Below are 17,677 nucleotides of genomic sequence, written 5' to 3' on the forward strand. Positions count from 1 at the left end.
AATATGCTTTACTTGTACGGAGTCAGCTGAAAAATAGTTTTCAGCTGCTCCAAATTAAATAATAATTTAATTAATAGGTCCATACCATGATAAATAATAGCATAAAAAATACTATAATAGGAATAGATTTAGCAAAAAATAGTATGCACTTGGTGCAAGTCGATCAAAATGGCAAAAAAATAGGTTATCAAAAAGTTACAAGAGATGAGTTAATAGCCTATTTAAGCAATCTCGATAAAAGTTCATTGGTAGCTATGGAAGCATGTGGAGGAGCTAATTATTGGTCACAGGAAATTGCTAAGCTTGGTTTGCAAGTCAAACTAATGAAAACAAAAGATGTAAAAGTTTATGCTACATCGAAACAGAAAAATGATTATAACGATGCGTTAGCAATATGCAAAGCGGCTCGTGATCCAGAATTAAAAACTGTGCTGCCAAAAAGCAAAGAGGAACAAGATATAAAATTTTTGCATAAAATTAGAAGTAATACGATCAGAGATCGTGTGCAAAAAACTAATTCTACAATATCAAGTTTATGTGAATATGGCTATAATACAAAATTAAGTAAAAATAAATTTTGCAAATCATGTAGGCTGGAGGTAGAGTTAGCGTATAGTAAAGGTTATATAAATTCTGGGATACGGTCAATTTTACTTTTAGAATGTAAAGAAATTGAGGATTTATGTGACAAAGAGAAAACTTTAGAAAAGCTGATTATCAGCAATAATAAGCAAAGTGAGAAAGCTACTAGGTTGCAGACAATTTTTGGCATTGGAGCAATCAATGCTAGTTGTTTGAGTGTAGCCCCAATGGAAAGTTATCCAACCCCGAGGGATTTTGCTGCTTCGCTTGGTTTGGTACCAAAGCAACATAGCTCAGGAGATAAGATAGTTTTAGGAGGGATTACCAAACAGGGAGATAGATATGCCAGAACTATGTTGATTCAAGCCGCAAGGACAATAGCAATAAGAGCAAAAAGTGGTAAGGAATCGAAAGATAAACTAGTGCAGTGGGCAGTGAAGAAATTTGCTGAAAATAAATCATATAATATTATATGTGTTGGTTTAGCAAATAAGTTAGCAAGGATTGCTTATGCAGTAGTCACCAATGGTAGCGAATATGTTGCAAATTAGTTTAGTTGAGAAAAAAGAAGAAACTATGTCAACTAAATAAAAATTGGTAATTGATAAATATTGCGAGTAAAGAATAGTAACAATAACCTGAGTTTGACGTAAGCACCAAACAAAATGCTAAGCATTATGTAATAACATAAACAAACTGTTGGTGGTGAGCTATGGTAAAAATAAAACCTTCTTTCAAACTAGTGTGTTAGGAGAAAGAATATTTGAAAAGTAAGAAGGGAGGGATTATAAAGTTCTCGAATAATAACAACAAAATTGGAGAATATATTATGATCCCTCTTACGGAGATTTTCTGCTTAATTGATGATTTTTGCAAGCATTTTGATACGGAGCAAAATAAATATATATTACCAAATCCTAACCGTAAGCGTAAAGTAGTTTGCAGTATAGGACTCTCAGAGATTATTACTATTATAGTAATGTTTCACTTGAGTCACTACCGTACCTTTAAAGATTTTTATTTATGCTGCCTATGTCAAAGTTATAGAAAGGAATTTCCAAAACTTGTGAGCTATAGTCGTTTTGTTCAGTTAATGCCAATGAGCTTCATGCCCATGGTGTTACTGCTAAAAAGCCTATCAGGAAAACAAACTGGTCAATATTATATCGACTCTACTAAACTTCCTGCTTGCCATAATTTAAGAATTAATAGACATAAAGTATTCAAAGTATAATGGTTCCAATATTTTGGACAGAAAAATAAGAAAAATGAGATAGAATTCTTTAGCAAACAAGGAGAGCTAGAGATGAAAAAACAAGTAAGGCAATATAGTGCTGAGGAGAAAGCCAAAATTGTCATAGAAGCAATTAAGGGAGAGCTAACAATAGCCCAGATAACCAGTAAGTATGGTGTTCATGCAACACAGATCAGTAACTGGAAAAAACAAGGTCTTGAGTTGTTAGTACAAGGTTTTAAGAATAAAACACAGAGTGCTGATCCAAATCAGCAGGGGTTAATCAAGAATCTATATGAGCAAATTGGTCAGTTAAGCGTTGAGTGTGACTGGCTCAAAAAAAAATCTGCATTGTTTGGAATTAAAGGTTAGGTGTAATATGATAGAGCCTAATCATAATAAGTTAACAATTGTACAACAGTGTAAGTTATTGGATATTAGCAGGTCAACCTATTACTATCAACCTACTGGTATTAGTGAACAAGATATCAAGATTATGGCAATAATTGATGAGACCTATACTATGCATCCATATTATGGTATGCGGCGGATGGCTAAATATTTACAAGCTCAAGGTTTTTCGGTAGGTCGTAAAGCTGTTAGACGTTACTACAAGATAATGGGTCTTGAAGCTGTTTATCCTAAAATAAATTTAAGCAAGAGGAATCAAGCGCATAAAATATATCCTTATTTACTAAAAGGATTAGAAATAGTATTGCCAAACCAGGTTTGGAGTGCAGATATAACGTATATAAGACTGAGCCAAGGGTTCGTATATTTAGTAGCTATTATTGACTGGTATAGTCGTTATATTCTAAGTTGGCGAATCTCCATTAGTTTGGAAAGTGAATTTTGTGTAACAGCCCTTGAAGACGCTATAGAAAAATATGGTATGCCAAAAATATTTAATACTGATCAAGGAGTACAATTTACCTCGGAGAATTTTATTAGTATGCTAAAGCTACATAATATCTTGATTAGTATGGATGGTAAGGGACGAGCCTTAGATAATATTTTTATTGAACGTTTTTGGCGATCATTAAAACAGGAAAAAATTTATCGGATTATTTTAACAACAGTAAAGGAGGCAAAGACAGCAATTAACGAATATATGGACTTTTATAATAGACAAAGGATGCATCAAGCTTTGGATTATAAAACTCCAGAATGTGTATATTTTGAAAAAAATATTGTATAAAAACAACAATTTAATTTTTGTGAATTATATCTCTATTTATCTAAATTTTTGTCTAGACAAAGGGGGCCACCTTAATATGAGTTTTGCTGTGCTTAAACAAATAGAATATAAAGTAGCACTTACCCAAAAAATCAGTGTAACTAATATAGTTGAGTTATTAATGGGAGTACAATCTTCAATTTTAAGGCATACAACAACAGGAGATTTGTATAGGCTACCAGGCAACATGAAAAATGAGGCGAGGAAGATTTATAAAACCTTCAATCTTAAACGCTCAGATGCTGTAGAAATATATCTAAAATAAGCAAATAATGTTGTGCCTAAAAATCTACAACCCTTACAAACTAATGCTTGTAGGACTTCCTCTTAATAAAAACTGCGGAAGTCGGGAAGAAGTATTACAAATAAGGCAACAACGTAAGATGATGCAAATGCAACAGTTACAACAGCAACAACAGATACAAGGGCAATGATCAAATGAAACTATCAATTAACTCCTCATCCCCATCACCTTTATTAAAAAAAGAGCAATTAAAATCAATTTATTGCAAGCTTTTTAGTGGAGAAGATGGTAAAATAATATTAGAGGATTTAGCTCAGATGAGCGGCATATATCGTAGCAATTTCCTTCGGCAGAAAAGTGAGTACACTGCCTTTCTTGAAGGACACCGGGCTTTGTTCCTATATATATGCTCGCAGATTTCGAAAGATGATGGTGCTAAAAATACTAATGAATCAGATAAATAATGGCTATATTTAGTAATAATTAGGAGGTTATATTATATGTTTTTGTCAAAATTTCTTGACCCTAAAAATGATTTTTGTTTTCGCCAAATATTTGGTACTGAAAAGAATAAAGATATACTTGTTCATTTTTTAAATGATGTTCTCAGCCTTGAAGAAAATGAGAAAATAATTAGTGTAACGTTTTTACCAACTAACCAAGACCCAGATATTGCTGCATATAGGCAATCTATTGTTGATGTGCTATGTCAAGATCAAAACGGTAATCAAATAATCGTAGAGATGCAAGTAAGTAAACATAAAGGATTTGAAAAAAGAGCCCAATATTATGCAGCTAAAGCATATTCTCAGCAAATACTTGAGGAAGATGAGGAATACAAGAAAATGGCAGTATACGCCAAATTAAAAGGAGTAATATTTTTAGCAATAGCGGATTTTATGATGTTTGACGATAAAAAACATTGGAAATCAGAACATCGTCTTTTAGATACAAAGACCTATGCCAATGATTTAAAAGATTTTTACTTTGTTTTTTTTGAGTTGACGAAATTTAATAAAACTATAGAAAATCTAAAAACTATTGAAGAAAAGTGGATGTATTTTTTTAAGCATGCAGGAGATAGTGCATTAACATTAACAGAAATAGAGCATTTAATAGGTAAGGATGAAATTATTAGGAGAGCCTTTGAGGCTGTAGACCAAGCTAGCTGGAGTGAAGAAGAATTGCGTACCTATGAGAAAATAACCAAAACTCGTCTTGATAATTTAGCGGTAGAGCAGCAAAAAATTGAAGATGCTGAAGCTAGAGGTAAAGCTGAAGGCAAGGCTGAAGGTGTTAAAGAAAAAGCTATAGCCATGGCAAAAGAAATGTTAATTGATAATGAGCCAATGGAGAGAATAGTTAAATATACAAAACTAACCCTTGAAGAAATAGAGAAGTTAAAAGAAGAAATAGAACAGTCAAAAGAAGAATAACCTATGAGTAAAGAAGTAATTGCTAATAACTATGAAGCTAACAATACTTCCTCTGGTAATGACTGGCTAGCTAATATGCCGGAGGAAATACGTAAAGCTGAGTCACTGGGTAAATTCAAGGATGTATCATCTTTAGCTCAGAGCTATTTGGAAGCAGAGAAAAGTTTAAATCAGCGAATTGCTGTGCCAAAAGATGACAGCTCTGATGATGAATGGCATAAATTCTATTGTCGCTTGGGATTGCCTGAAGATAAGAAATATACTGATAAACGAACCAAAGAAGATGAAGAATATTTAACCCGTTATGAGGACATGTTTTACCAAAGCGGATTATCTAAAAGACAAGGAGAGAAGCTGCTTAATTCTCTGTATGGTTTTTCGCAGGATTTACAAAAACAGCAACAAAGTGTTATCGAGCAAACACGTCACTCTCACATTGATTGGCTAAAAAACAATTATGGTGAAGGTTTTGACAGTAAAATGACAGTGATGCAGGCAGCCTTGTCTAAGTTTGGTAGTAAAGAACTGGCTGGATTAATTGAAGATTCGCATTATGCACCAGCTCTAGTAGATTTATTAGTACGAGTCGGTGAAACTTTAAATCTGACTCGTTAATAACTGGTAAAGAGTTACCTGCCATTAACAGCCGAGAGGCGGCATTGTCAGAGATAGATAAACTTGATTCTGACCCCGAGTTTGTGGTAAAATTAAAGTATAATGGTTCCAATATTTTGGACAGAAAAATAAGAAAAATGAGATAGAATTCTTTAGCAAACAAGGAGAGCTAGAGATGAAAAAACAAGTAAGGCAATATAGTGCTGAGGAGAAAGCCAAAATTGCCATAGAAGCAATTAAGGGAGAGCTAACAATAGCCCAGATAACCAGTAAGTATGGTGTTCATGCAACACAGATAAGTAACTGGAAAAAACAAGGTCTTGAGTTGTTAGTACAAGGTTTTAAGAATAAAACACAGAGTGCTGATCCAAATCAGCAGGGGTTAATCAAGAATCTATATGAGCAAATTGGTCAGTTAAGCGTTGAGTGTGACTGGCTCAAAAAAAAATCTACATTGTTTGGAATTAAAGGTTAGGTGTAATATGATAGAGCCTAATCATAATAAGTTAACAATTGTACAACAGTGTAAGTTATTGGATATTAGCAGGTCAACCTATTACTATCAACCTACTGGTATTAGTGAACAAGATATCAAGATTATGGCAATAATTGATGAGACCTATACTATGCATCCATATTATGGTATGCGGCGGATGGCTAAATATTTACAAGCCCAAGGTTTTTCGGTAGGTCGTAAAGCTGTTAGACGTTACTACAAGATAATGGGTCTTGAAGCTGTTTATCCTAAAATAAATTTAAGCAAGAGGAATCAAGTGCATAAAATATATCCTTATTTACTAAAAGGATTAGAAATAGTATTGCCAAACCAGGTTTGGAGTGCAGATATAACGTATATAAGACTGAGCCAAGGGTTCGTATATTTAGTAGCTATTATTGACTGGTATAGTCGTTATATTCTAAGTTGGCGAATCTCCATTAGTTTGGAAAGTGAATTTTGTGTAACAGCCCTTGAAGACGCTATAGAAAAATATGGTATGCCAAAAATATTTAATACTGATCAAGGAGTACAATTTACCTCGGAGAATTTTATTAGTATGCTAAAGCTACATAATATCTTGATTAGTATGGATGGTAAGGGACGAGCCTTAGATAATATTTTTATTGAACGTTTTTGGCGATCATTAAAACAGGAAAAAATTTATCGGATTATTTTAACAACAGTAAAGGAGGCAAAGACAGCAATTAACGAATATATGGACTTTTATAATAGACAAAGGATGCATCAAGCTTTGGATTATAAAACTCCAGAATGTGTATATTTTGAAAAAAATATTGTATAAAAACAACAATTTAATTTTTGTGAATTATATCTCTATTTATCTAAATTTTTGTCTAGACAAAGGGGACCACCTTACTTCTCTTACCTCGATAAATTCTAGGTAAGTGCTCTGATGAAAGAAAGTTGATTTCCTTAATTCTATGCTTTTCAGGTAAATCAAGAATACTATTAAGAAATTCTTTTAGCCTCTCCAGATCACTAAAGATTTTCTTAAATAGACTATCATTTGTTGGGTCTAAATATTTTTGCATATCAACTACTTCCTTCTATATGCTCGATGTTCTTCAAGAAAGACAGTGTAATCACTTTCCTGCTGAACGAAATCCATAAATACTAAGAGATATGCTGATCGGATAAAATTAAGGTTTGTGATATTTCTCAATCATCCAATCTACAAATGTACTATCAACAGACTGTTTTTTCAGAGCATATTCATATATTTCTTTTATTAGGGCTGTAAGATTAGTAAATGAAAAGTTTAAATTTTTTTCAATTAACATATTAATTGTTATACTAGTAGCCTTGCTAAAGATTTTCATCTGTTCAACAGTTAGCGCCTCAAGGTTTATTTCACTGTCAACAATAAGAGCTTCCAAATTAACATCTAAGGCTTTGGCAATTAATTGCAAATTACTAGCACTAGGATTTTTTGAGCTACCATACAAAATGCTATAAACAGTATTTCTACTTATTCCAGTTTTCTTTTCTATTTCTACAGCATTAATATTTTTTTGAATCATTAATGAGTTAAGTTTGGTCTGTAAGTTTACCATATATAACACTTTATTTGTAAAAATTGATATATGTCAATTGATGAGAAATTGGTGACGCCGCCGCTCAATGCTCGCCTATTACTCATAGGCGTCCTCATAGTTCCTGCTACCCAATTCCCCTAAATTGACTATATTTAAATATTAAGGTATCTCAATCAAAAAGTAAACAAATAATAATTAATTAATTTATATTTGATTATAATAAATACAAATTATCAAAAATCCTATGCAAATTATCCACCAAAAGCAGATTCAGAAGAATTATTTTGCTTTCTAGAACCACCACGAAAGCTACTAAGTTTTTTAGATCTAGTTGGATGTTTCAATTTACGTAGTGCTTTGGACTCTATTTGTCTAATACGTTCCCTAGTAACGTTGAATTGCTGCCCTACTTCTTCCAATGTATGATCAGTATTCATCCCTATACCGAATCTCATTCTTAGAACTCTTTCTTCGCGAGGAGTAAGGGTTGCTAATACTCTAGTTGTGACCTCTCGTAAGTTCGATTGAATTGCCACATCAAGTGGTAATATAGCATTTTTATCTTCAATAAAGTCTCCCAAATAGCTACCATCATCATCGCCTACTGGATTTTCCAAGCTAATTGGTTCTTTAGCTATCTTCATCACTTTACGTACTTTATCAACTGGCATAGAAAGGCGAGCGGCAATTTCTGCTGGAGTTGGTTCATAACCTAACTCATTCAGCATCTGCCTAGAAGTACGGATAATTTTGTTAATGGTCTCAATCATATGCACAGGAATACGTATGGTTCTAGCTTGATCAGCAATAGCTCTAGTAATAGCTTGCCTAATCCACCAAGTAGCATAAGTAGAAAATTTATACCCCCGACGATACTCAAATTTATCAACTGCCTTCATTAACCCAATATTTCCTTCCTGAATTAAATCTAAAAACTGCAATCCACGATTTGCATATTTTTTAGCAATCGAGATAACTAGACGAAGATTAGCTTCTATCATAGCCTTTTTTGCCCGAAGAACCTGTCTTTCACCTTTTTGTATTGTATGCACTAATTTTTTAAATTCAATAATTGGCAAACCGCTAATCACTTCCATGCTTCTTAATTCGCTAATCATTTGATCCGTGACATCAGATTCTTTAGCAAGGAAGTTCCTCCAATTAGCATTCTTATTTTTTTGCATTTGCCTTTTCCAATTCTCATCAATTACTGCCCCCATATATTCACTTAGGAAAGATTGACGAGTTACGCCATATTTTTCAGCTAATTTAAGAAAATTTCCTTCTTTATGCACTAATTCTTTATTCAGACTATATATTCTATTAAGAATTTCCTCCATTCTTTTAGAGTGAAAATGGATAGCAGAAATTTCAACAATTATTAACTGTAAATTTTTGGCATATTTTTTGTTATCTTGCAACCCCTTAGGTTGAGGATAACGTGCATAATGTTTTTTTGCTTCAACTAACAATTCTTCAGAAAGTTTAGCAATTTTTTCCATACGCTTGACAACAGCAGGTAATAACTGTAATTCAATAGTAGCTATTGATAAATTACTAGCTTCTTCATGCTCTTCATGGTCTGATTCCAGATCGTTATTATGATTTTCTTCAGAATTACCACAATATTCGTGAACCATATTAGCTTCTAAATCAATCAAATCTCGAAGTAAGATTTTTTCATTAGCTAAATCCTCATGCCATTTAATAAAGAATTTCATCGATATTGGATTTTCACAAAGTGATTTAACCATTATCTCTTTGCCTTCCTCAATATCTTGAGCTACTTCTATTTCAGCCTCACGAGAAAAGAGTCTTACTCCGCCCATATCTCGTAAATATAATCTTACTGGATCATCGGTTGATCCTATATTTTCTTCTTCACTGTCATCTTCAGGCTCACTATCAACATTATTAGATAGTTTAAATTCTTCATCTACATTAATATCAAGTTTAATCTCATCTTCATCGCCTTCTATAATATCAACTCCAGCCTCAGAAAACTTTGATATTACCTTTTCTAGATCATTTACTGATATATTATTAGTGATTGGAATAACTTTATTTATATCATAATAAGTAACTGCCTTACCTTTTGCTTTGGCTGATTTAACTAAGTTATCAACTGCTTCGCCTTTTTCATCTATATTATTTTTCACTTCTGTCATAATTTATAAACCTTAAGTCAATTAGTAAAAGATTCGTTTAGATTATAAAGTTCTTTAGAGACCCTCATAATTTCTTCTCGGTATAGCATAGCTTTTTTCAATTCTTCATCCGTTCCATTTTGAATAATGGAACTATATTCTTGTTTTAATAGTACTAGGTGATGTTTCTTATGCAACCATTGCCAAAGCAAGTCAGAATCTATATCATTCTTGTTAAATGATAAATCTAGAAATAGATTATTAGATTTTGACAATAGCGAAAAAGTCTCATAAAATCCAGCTTTTTCTGCCAAATCAATAATATTCTCCTGATCTAACATATCATTGCTAATAATCTCTGCAAAATACCAATCACGAAAATCTTCAAGCATTTTGTTTTGAAAATTTAACGTTAATAAAAAATCCTTTATTTCTTGCTTGTTAACTATCTCTGGAAACTTTATTAACATTATACAAAAAACTTGTTCTAACATCTCAATTTCCGAATAATCAGGAGCTGAAAATATTACATTTGAATTTCTTACCCCCCCCTTACTTTGACGTTTAATTAAATTTTGCCATATTTGCTCTTTAAAATATCTATAGTAATTATGGCTAAGTGTCCTATCTTTTATTTGCTTACAGTAATCTTCAAGATTTTTTTCCAAAATAGCTTTATCTTCCGGGGTTACAAAGCTCTTACCTTCATATTCGGAACGCCAAATCATTTCGGATAGATTAATCCTTTTATCAAAAATTTTGGCAAAGACCCCTGCCCCATCTTTATTGATAATATCATTAGGATCACTGCCGCCAGGTAACATCACAAAGGAAATTTTCTTATTACCATTTATCAACGGCAATACTAGGTTAATTACTCGCTGAGTAGCTTTTATCCCCGCCATATCACCATCTAAACAAAGTGCTATTTCATCTCCGGCACGCCATAATTTCTGCAAATGATTCTCTGTAACCGCAGTACCAAGACTTGCTACTGCCCCTTTAAAACCAGCCTGATGCAAGGCAATAACATCTAAGTACCCCTCAACCAAGATTGAATGGTTTTTCTTATAAGCAACACTAATCGCATTATTCTCTCCATATAATGTTTCATTTTTCTGAAATAATATGGTTTCCGGAGAATTTAAATATTTAGGCAATCCATTACCAATTACTCGTCCCCCGAACCCAATTACCTTGTTATAAATATTCCTAATCGGAAAAATTATCCGGTTATAAAATATCTCATACATTGTACCATCATTTCCCTTGCCCACTAAGCCTGCTTTTTGAAGTTTTTTCAAAGATATTGATTTTTTTTCAAAAAACTTCTGCAATTCCTTAGCCGGAGGAGCAAAACCAATGGAAAATTCCTTAATTGCCTCTTTACTAATACCGCGGTCACGTAAATAATTACATACTTCTTGTGACAATTGTGAGGTAAAAAACCTTTCTGCCATCTCTAAGATATCAAGTAGTTCATCCGATTCTTCATGCAATTTTTGTTGCTCTACAGTTAATTTAGGCAATTCAATGCCATAATCATTGGCAAGTTTAATAGCTGCTTCTTTGTAAGATAAACCGTTAAGGCTAGCAACAAATTTTATAACATCTCCGTGAACAGTGCAGCCAAAACAGTAATAGAACCTCTTGGCGTCATTCACAGTAAATGATGGAGATTTTTCAACATGAAAAGGGCATAGACCCAAGTAATTCCCAGATTTTTTAGTTAAAACTACTTTTTGCCGAACAATATCTGATAAATTAATCCGGGTTCTAAGAAGTTCATAAAATTCTAATGGAATTCTCATAAACCTAAAATAAAGGTGAATATAATCGTAGAAAAGCAGTAAGTAAGAGGTATTAATAAATTATCGTTGATCAATAAATCTTTTGCATAAAATTCACCAATAGTAGTAACTACAGAACTAATTATGATAACAGTAAAACTAGTATGATAACCGATGAAAAAATACACCAACATGCTAATAAAAATTGCAGAAATTAGAAAAGCAATAGAACCTTCCAGTGACTTACCATTTTCTAGAGGCTTACCTAGTTTAGTACCAACTAATGCCGCAAGACAATCAGCTATTATTAATATCAACCAAGACGAAATCGCTAAACCTTTTGAAAATAACAGAGCTGTCAAAAAAAATCCAATTGCCATGAAACTACTACCACTTAGCCTGAATGAACCGCTCCGTTCCTCGGGTCTCATAAACTTTCTAAGAAATCTATCTGTAAATTTTTTAATATATAAATTGTAGTTCCTGGCAATATCTATATATAATACACAGGCAGTAAGTAAAAATAATAGTGTAGTAATAATTAATTTAGATGAAAATAAATAAAATAGTGGTATAATCAAGCTGTATAAATGGAAGGTTTTGCGTTGTATCTCAAATTTAAATATTTTAGTTTGCATGATAATCTAAAAGGGCTGTTTGACAAAGTTTAACACAACAAATATACTAGAAAACTTAACTTAGACAAGACATATTATTATGACGAAATTTCCTATTACACATAAAGGGTTCGATAGCTTAGAGAAAGAAATCAAACACCTTAAGCATATAGAAAGACCAAAAGTAATTGAGGCTATAGCAACAGCTAGAGATTTTGGGGATTTATCTGAAAACGCGGAATGGCATGCAGCACGGGACAAACAAAGTTTTATTGAAGGTCGAATTTTAGATCTCGAAGATAAAGTAGCAAGAGCTGAAATTATTGACACATCAAAACTCTCAGGTGACAGCATAAAATTTGGTGCTACAGTTAAGTTGATCGATGACGAAACAGAGGAAGTAGTTGTGTACCATATTGTTGGAGAATACGAAGCAGATATAACTAAAAAGAGAGTATCGATCGTATCGCCAATCGCTAAGGCTCTAATTGGTAAAGGGGTTGGAGATATAGTGGAAGTTACAACTCCTAAAGGTTCAAAATCTTATGAGGTTTTGGAAGTAACCTATCAGGAACTAGTAGATATTTAAGATATAGGAGCAATCCATAAGTTATATATGGACGAGTGAATGTGTCATATATGGACGAGTGAATTTGTCAACAAAGAAAATAAAAAAATAGAGCCACAAAGGAAGCGGTCATATATTCGGCGAGTCTGTCCTATAGTTTGTGTAAGTTGCAAAGAAAGCAGTAAGAGATTACTGTAAAAAAAGTAACTTAAGCAAGCAAGGAGGAATTATGGCTAAAAAATTAGATACAGATAAAGATACATTAAACATCAGTAATCAGCTAGTAGAAGAATTATTATCAAAAGCAGATCCATCGGAGTTATTTGGTCGAGATGGTTTATTTCAACAGCTAAAGAAGCAAATAGTTGAGAAAATATTAGCAAGTGAGTTGGATCATGAATTAGGATATTCAAAACATAGCAAGATGGCAAAAGTAGATAATAATCGTCGTAATGGTAGCTATGAGAAGACAGTAATTGATGGGGATGGTCGTAAGCTGACAGTAGAAGTACCAAGAGATCGGGAAGGAGAGTATAATCCTCAATTAATACCAAAAGGGCTGAGGAGATTTAATGGATTTGATGAGAAAGTGATATCCCTTTATGGTCGCGGTATGACAGTCAGCGAGATCCGAGGGCATTTAGAAGAAATATATCAAACTGATGTATCTGGTGACTTGATATCCACCATAACAGATGGGGTAATAGAAGAAGTAACTAGGTGGCAAAATCGTTGTTTAGATAGGGTGTATCCAATATTATACTTGGACTGTATCTATGTAAAATCTAGAGACAATCACATAGTAATAAATAAAGCAGTATATTTAGCACTTGCTGTAAATATAGAAGGGAAAAAGGAGTTACTTGGCATTTGGATAGGCAAAAATGAAGGTGCTAAATTTTGGATGCAAGTAGTTACTGAGTTAAAGAATCGAGGAATTGAACAAATTTATGTTGCTTGTGTGGGGTTTAAAGGGCTTTCCAGAAGCTATAAGCAGTGTATTCCCGAGTACTATAGTACAATTATGTATTGTACATATGGTTCGCAATTCAGTAAAGTATGTGTCATATAAAGATTTAAAAGAGGTCACATCAGATCTAAAACAAATTTATACAGCTAATAATGACGAAATGGCACGTTTAAAACTTCAGCAATTTGGTGTAAAATGGGATAAAAAATATCCGGTAATTTCTGATATTTGGCAACGTAATTGGTCTGGGATAATACCGTTTTTTGCCTTTCCTGAAGAGAACAGAAAGGTAATTTATACTACTAACACTATAGAATCTGTAAATCGTCAAATTAGAAAAATTATCAAAAATAAGGGGGTGTTTCCAGATGATAAGTCAATTCAAAAAATAATATTTTTATCCCTACAAAATGCAGCCAAAAAATGGACCATGCCTATTAAAGATTGGTCTTTAGCTTTAAATCAATTTGAAATACTTTGTGGAGATTTTAAATATGATTTATTGGAAAATAAAAAATGAACTTTATAATGGTCCCAATATTTTGGACAGAAAAATGAGATAGAATTCTTTAGCAAACAAGGAGAGCTAGAGATGAAAAAACAAGTAAGGCAATATAGTGCTGAGGAGAAAGCCAAAATTGTCATAGAAGCAATTAAGGGAGAGCTAACAATAGCCCAGATAACCAGTAAGTATGGTGTTCATGCAACACAGATCAGTAACTGGAAAAAACAAGGTCTTGAGTTGTTAGTACAAGGTTTTAAGAATAAAACACAGAGTGCTGATCCAAATCAGCAGGGGTTAATCAAGAATCTATATGAGCAAATTGGTCAGTTAAGCGTTGAGTGTGACTGGCTCAAAAAAAATCTGCATTGTTTGGAATTAAAGGTTAGGTGTAATATGATAGAGCCTAATCATAATAAGTTAACAATTGTACAACAGTGTAAGTTATTGGATATTAGCAGGTCAACCTATTACTATCAACCTACTGGTATTAGTGAACAAGATATCAAGATTATGGCAATAATTGATGAGACCTATACTATGCATCCATATTATGGTATGCGGCGGATGGCTAAATATTTACAAGCTCAAGGTTTTTCGGTAGGTCGTAAAGCTGTTAGACGTTACTACAAGATAATGGGTCTTGAAGCTGTTTATCCTAAAATAAATTTAAGCAAGAGGAATCAAGCGCATAAAATATATCCTTATTTACTAAAAGGATTAGAAATAGTATTGCCAAACCAGGTTTGGAGTGCAGATATAACGTATATAAGACTGAGCCAAGGGTTCGTATATTTAGTAGCTATTATTGACTGGTATAGTCGTTATATTCTAAGTTGGCGAATCTCCATTAGTTTGGAAAGTGAATTTTGTGTAACAGCCCTTGAAGACGCTATAGAAAAATATGGTATGCCAAAAATATTTAATACTGATCAAGGAGTACAATTTACCTCGGAGAATTTTATTAGTATGCTAAAGCTACATAATATCTTGATTAGTATGGATGGTAAGGGACGAGCCTTAGATAATATTTTTATTGAACGTTTTTGGCGATCATTAAAACAGGAAAAAATTTATCGGATTATTTTAACAACAGTAAAGGAGGCAAAGACAGCAATTAACGAATATATGGACTTTTATAATAGACAAAGGATGCATCAAGCTTTGGATTATAAAACTCCAGAATGTGTATATTTTGAAAAAAATATTGTATAAAAACAACAATTTAATTTTTGTGAATTATATCTCTATTTATCTAAATTTTTGTCTAGACAAAGGGGACCACCTTACTTATAAATATCCTTGAGTGACCTCTCATTCCCACGGCTTCTAGAGCCTCGACATAATTACGGATTTTATTCAGAATACTTATTCATTAACTCTTTAACTTTCGTTCTCTTTATTGTTACTATTCTTTACTCGCAATATTTATCAATTACCAATTTTTATTTAGTTGACATAGTTTCTTCTTTTTTCTCAACTAAACTAATTTGCAACATATTCGCTACCATTGGTGACTACTGCATAAGCAATCCTTGCTAACTTATTTGCTAAACCAACACATATAATATTATATGATTTATTTTCAGCAAATTTCTTCACTGCCCACTGCACTAGTTTATCTTTCGATTCCTTACCACTTTTTGCTCTTATTGCTATTGTCCTTGCGGCTTGAATCAACATAGTTCTGGCATATCTATCTCCCTGTTTGGTAATCCCTCCTAAAACTATCTTACCTCCTGAGCTATGTTGCTTTGGTACCAAACCAAGCGAAGCAGCAAAATCCCTCGGGGTTGGATAACTTTCCATTGGGGCTACACTCAAACAACTAGCATTGATTGCTCCAATGCCAAAAATTGTCTGCAACCTAGTAGCTTTCTCACTTTGCTTATTATTGCTGATAATCAGCTTTTCTAAAGTTTTCTCTTTGTCACATAAATCCTCAATTTCTTTACATTCTAAAAGTAAAATTGACCGTATCCCAGAATTTATATAACCTTTACTATACGCTAACTCTACCTCCAGCCTACATGATTTGCAAAATTTATTTTTACTTAATTTTGTATTATAGCCATATTCACATAAACTTGATATTGTAGAATTAGTTTTTTGCACACGATCTCTGATCGTATTACTTCTAATTTTATGCAAAAATTTTATATCTTGTTCCTCTTTGCTTTTTGGCAGCACAGTTTTTAATTCTGGATCACGAGCCGCTTTGCATATTGCTAACGCATCGTTATAATCATTTTTCTGTTTCGATGTAGCATAAACTTTTACATCTTTTGTTTTCATTAGTTTGACTTGCAAACCAAGCTTAGCAATTTCCTGTGACCAATAATTAGCTCCTCCACATGCTTCCATAGCTACCAATGAACTTTTATCGAGATTGCTTAAATAACCTCAGTTTGATGTAAGAGGAAGGTTGAGATTGTTTAATTTTCCAAAAGCTACAGAAATTTTATTAGGCTTAAAAACATAGGCAAGCAGTCCAGCTAATACGTTAGTTTGAAAATTCATAACAGATCTATGCCTTGTATGGTCTATATGACAAAGGTTTTTTAGTTGATCGTTAATGGTTTCAATAATATACCTTTTATTTAAAAACCGCTTTTTAATAGGATCTATTATTCTTTCTTTCATATTACTTTTAATTTTTGTTATTAGTTCTAAACCTTGATTAGCAAGGGATTGAGTGAGTTTTTTACTGATATACCCACGATCACCAAAAAGCCAGCCTTGTAATTTATCTACTAAATTTTCTACCACTGCTCTATCATCAACATTTCCTGGAGTTAAAGAAAAACTCATAATCTCTCCACAACTGTTAATGACAATATGTAGCTTACAACCAAAGAACCACCCAGTGGAAGTCTTACCTCTTTTTGCTATGTCTTTGAATACTTTATGTCTATTAATTCTTAAATTATGGCAAGCAGGAAGTTTAGTAGAGTCGATATAATATTGACCAGTTTGTTTTCCTGATAGGCTTTTTAGCAGTAATACCATGGGCATGAAGCTCATTGGCATTAACTGAACAAAACGACTATAGCTCACAAGTTTTGGAAATTCCTTTCTATAACTTTGACATAGGCAGCATAAATAAAAATCTTTAAAGGTACGGTAGTGACTCAAGTGAAACATTACTATAATAGTAATAATCTCTGAGAGTCCTATACTGCAAACTACTTTACGCTTACGGTTAGGATTTGGTAATATATATTTATTTTGCTCCGTATCAAAATGCTTGCAAAAATCATCAATTAAGCAGAAAATCTCCGTAAGAGGGATCATAATATATTCTCCAATTTTGTTGTTATTATTCGAGAACTTTATAATCCCTCCCTTCTTACTTTTCAAATATTCTTTCTCCTAACACACTAGTTTGAAAGAAGGTTTTATTTTTACCATAGCTCACCACCAACAGTTTGTTTATGTTATTACATAATGCTTAGCATTTTGTTTGGTGCTTACGTCAAACTCAGGTTAAATAGGCTATTAACTCATCTCTTGTAACTTTTTGATAACCTATTTTTTTGCCATTTTGATCGACTTGCACCAAGTGCATACTATTTTTTGCTAAATCTATTCCTATTATAGTATTTTTTATGCTATTATTTATCATGGTATGGACCTATTAATTAAATTATTATTTAATTTGGAGCAGCTGAAAACTATTT

At 32.8% G+C, this 17,677-nt stretch carries 15 protein-coding genes and 4 pseudogenes; 12 read left to right on the forward strand and 7 right to left on the reverse strand.

Going from position 1 to position 17,677, the window contains the following annotated elements; all coding sequences use genetic code 11:
* The first annotated feature begins 86 nt into the window (after positions 1–86).
* From NBW66_RS09215 to NBW66_RS09260, 9 genes and pseudogenes are all read left to right on the forward strand, one after another.
* The gene (locus NBW66_RS09215; RefSeq protein ID WP_250310795.1) at positions 87–1,133 is read left to right on the forward strand and encodes an IS110 family RNA-guided transposase; all 1,047 of its coding nucleotides are present in this window, start codon (positions 87–89) and stop codon (positions 1,131–1,133) included.
* Between the two features lie 278 nt (positions 1,134–1,411).
* Positions 1,412–1,810, forward strand: a pseudogene (locus tag NBW66_RS09220) (transposase); the annotation flags it as partial.
* A gap of 78 nt (positions 1,811–1,888) precedes the next feature.
* Entirely contained in the window at positions 1,889–2,188 is a 300-nt protein-coding gene (locus NBW66_RS09225; RefSeq protein ID WP_094649795.1) for a transposase, read from the forward strand.
* A gap of 7 nt (positions 2,189–2,195) precedes the next feature.
* Complete coding sequence (locus tag NBW66_RS09230; protein WP_250310664.1) at positions 2,196–3,014, forward strand: IS3 family transposase; 819 nt, start codon at positions 2,196–2,198, stop codon at positions 3,012–3,014.
* Positions 3,015–3,078: 64 nt separating this feature from the next.
* Positions 3,079–3,318, forward strand: a pseudogene (locus NBW66_RS09235) (IS1634 family transposase); the annotation flags it as partial.
* Positions 3,319–3,491: 173 nt separating this feature from the next.
* On the forward strand, positions 3,492–3,761 hold the full coding sequence (locus NBW66_RS09240) for a Bbp19 family protein (protein ID WP_250310798.1): 270 nt from the start codon (positions 3,492–3,494) through the stop codon (positions 3,759–3,761).
* A 36-nt stretch (positions 3,762–3,797) separates the two neighbouring features.
* Positions 3,798–4,733 (forward strand): Rpn family recombination-promoting nuclease/putative transposase, encoded by a 936-nt coding sequence (locus tag NBW66_RS09245; protein ID WP_250310799.1) that lies wholly within the window; start codon positions 3,798–3,800, stop codon positions 4,731–4,733.
* A 3-nt stretch (positions 4,734–4,736) separates the two neighbouring features.
* The gene (locus tag NBW66_RS09250) at positions 4,737–5,348 is read left to right on the forward strand and encodes a hypothetical protein (RefSeq protein ID WP_250310800.1); all 612 of its coding nucleotides are present in this window, start codon (positions 4,737–4,739) and stop codon (positions 5,346–5,348) included.
* 175 nt (positions 5,349–5,523) lie between these two features.
* Positions 5,524–6,649, forward strand: a protein-coding gene (locus NBW66_RS09260) for an IS3 family transposase (RefSeq protein WP_458693585.1) whose coding sequence is annotated in 2 segments (ribosomal slippage) — positions 5,524–5,796 and positions 5,798–6,649 — 1,125 coding nt in all. Because the reading frame shifts where the segments join, the coding sequence is not laid out codon by codon here.
* Positions 6,650–7,007: 358 nt separating this feature from the next.
* Here NBW66_RS09260 and NBW66_RS09265 read toward each other — a convergent pair.
* From NBW66_RS09265 to NBW66_RS09280, 4 genes are all read right to left on the reverse strand, one after another.
* Positions 7,008–7,421, reverse strand: a complete 414-nt coding sequence (locus NBW66_RS09265) for a helix-turn-helix domain-containing protein (protein WP_250310802.1) — start codon at positions 7,419–7,421, stop codon at positions 7,008–7,010.
* Between the two features lie 233 nt (positions 7,422–7,654).
* Positions 7,655–9,571 (reverse strand): RNA polymerase sigma factor RpoD, encoded by a 1,917-nt coding sequence (rpoD, locus tag NBW66_RS09270; protein ID WP_250310803.1) that lies wholly within the window; start codon positions 9,569–9,571, stop codon positions 7,655–7,657.
* A 17-nt stretch (positions 9,572–9,588) separates the two neighbouring features.
* Positions 9,589–11,361: a DNA primase gene (gene dnaG / locus NBW66_RS09275; protein WP_250310804.1), complete on the reverse strand. Its 1,773-nt coding sequence runs from the start codon at positions 11,359–11,361 to the stop codon at positions 9,589–9,591.
* Entirely contained in the window at positions 11,358–11,978 is a 621-nt protein-coding gene (locus NBW66_RS09280; RefSeq protein ID WP_250310805.1) for a diacylglycerol/polyprenol kinase family protein, read from the reverse strand. Before NBW66_RS09280 ends, dnaG begins: the two co-directional genes overlap by 4 nt.
* A 76-nt stretch (positions 11,979–12,054) precedes the next feature.
* Between NBW66_RS09280 and greA the strand changes: the two genes are divergently transcribed.
* The 3 genes and pseudogenes from greA to NBW66_RS09295 all read left to right on the forward strand — a co-directional run bounded on the left by greA (position 12,055) and on the right by NBW66_RS09295 (position 15,212).
* Entirely contained in the window at positions 12,055–12,546 is a 492-nt protein-coding gene (greA, locus tag NBW66_RS09285; protein ID WP_094649337.1) for a transcription elongation factor GreA, read from the forward strand.
* Between the two features lie 208 nt (positions 12,547–12,754).
* Positions 12,755–14,015 (forward strand): annotated as a pseudogene (locus tag NBW66_RS09290) (IS256 family transposase).
* Between the two features lie 72 nt (positions 14,016–14,087).
* On the forward strand, positions 14,088–15,212 hold the full coding sequence (locus NBW66_RS09295) for an IS3 family transposase (RefSeq protein ID WP_250310806.1): 1,125 nt from the start codon (positions 14,088–14,090) through the stop codon (positions 15,210–15,212).
* A gap of 270 nt (positions 15,213–15,482) precedes the next feature.
* Here NBW66_RS09295 and NBW66_RS09300 read toward each other — a convergent pair.
* The 3 genes and pseudogenes from NBW66_RS09300 to NBW66_RS09310 form a co-directional block, all read right to left on the reverse strand.
* Positions 15,483–16,379, reverse strand: a pseudogene (locus NBW66_RS09300) (IS110 family RNA-guided transposase); the annotation flags it as partial.
* A gap of 21 nt (positions 16,380–16,400) precedes the next feature.
* Positions 16,401–17,291: an IS982 family transposase gene (locus tag NBW66_RS09305; protein WP_250310807.1), complete on the reverse strand. Its 891-nt coding sequence runs from the start codon at positions 17,289–17,291 to the stop codon at positions 16,401–16,403.
* A gap of 187 nt (positions 17,292–17,478) precedes the next feature.
* On the reverse strand, positions 17,479–17,622 hold the full coding sequence (locus NBW66_RS09310; RefSeq protein ID WP_250310808.1) for a hypothetical protein: 144 nt from the start codon (positions 17,620–17,622) through the stop codon (positions 17,479–17,481).
* Positions 17,623–17,677: the final 55 nt, after the last annotated feature.

The organism is Rickettsia endosymbiont of Oedothorax gibbosus, assembly GCF_936269705.1.
Classification (GTDB): domain Bacteria; phylum Pseudomonadota; class Alphaproteobacteria; order Rickettsiales; family Rickettsiaceae; genus Tisiphia.

Coding starts and splice junctions, on each gene's coding strand:
- NBW66_RS09215 (WP_250310795.1), top strand. CDS start 87: ATGATAAATAATAGCATAAAAAATACTATAATAGGAATAGATTTAGCA.
- NBW66_RS09225 (WP_094649795.1), top strand. CDS start 1,889: ATGAAAAAACAAGTAAGGCAATATAGTGCTGAGGAGAAAGCCAAAATT.
- NBW66_RS09230 (WP_250310664.1), top strand. CDS start 2,196: ATGATAGAGCCTAATCATAATAAGTTAACAATTGTACAACAGTGTAAG.
- NBW66_RS09240 (WP_250310798.1), top strand. CDS start 3,492: ATGAAACTATCAATTAACTCCTCATCCCCATCACCTTTATTAAAAAAA.
- NBW66_RS09245 (WP_250310799.1), top strand. CDS start 3,798: ATGTTTTTGTCAAAATTTCTTGACCCTAAAAATGATTTTTGTTTTCGC.
- NBW66_RS09250 (WP_250310800.1), top strand. CDS start 4,737: ATGAGTAAAGAAGTAATTGCTAATAACTATGAAGCTAACAATACTTCC.
- NBW66_RS09265 (WP_250310802.1), bottom strand. CDS start 7,421: ATGGTAAACTTACAGACCAAACTTAACTCATTAATGATTCAAAAAAAT.
- rpoD (WP_250310803.1), bottom strand. CDS start 9,571: ATGACAGAAGTGAAAAATAATATAGATGAAAAAGGCGAAGCAGTTGAT.
- dnaG (WP_250310804.1), bottom strand. CDS start 11,361: ATGAGAATTCCATTAGAATTTTATGAACTTCTTAGAACCCGGATTAAT.
- NBW66_RS09280 (WP_250310805.1), bottom strand. CDS start 11,978: ATGCAAACTAAAATATTTAAATTTGAGATACAACGCAAAACCTTCCAT.
- NBW66_RS09295 (WP_250310806.1), top strand. CDS start 14,088: ATGAAAAAACAAGTAAGGCAATATAGTGCTGAGGAGAAAGCCAAAATT.
- NBW66_RS09305 (WP_250310807.1), bottom strand. CDS start 17,291: ATGATCCCTCTTACGGAGATTTTCTGCTTAATTGATGATTTTTGCAAG.
- NBW66_RS09310 (WP_250310808.1), bottom strand. CDS start 17,622: ATGATAAATAATAGCATAAAAAATACTATAATAGGAATAGATTTAGCA.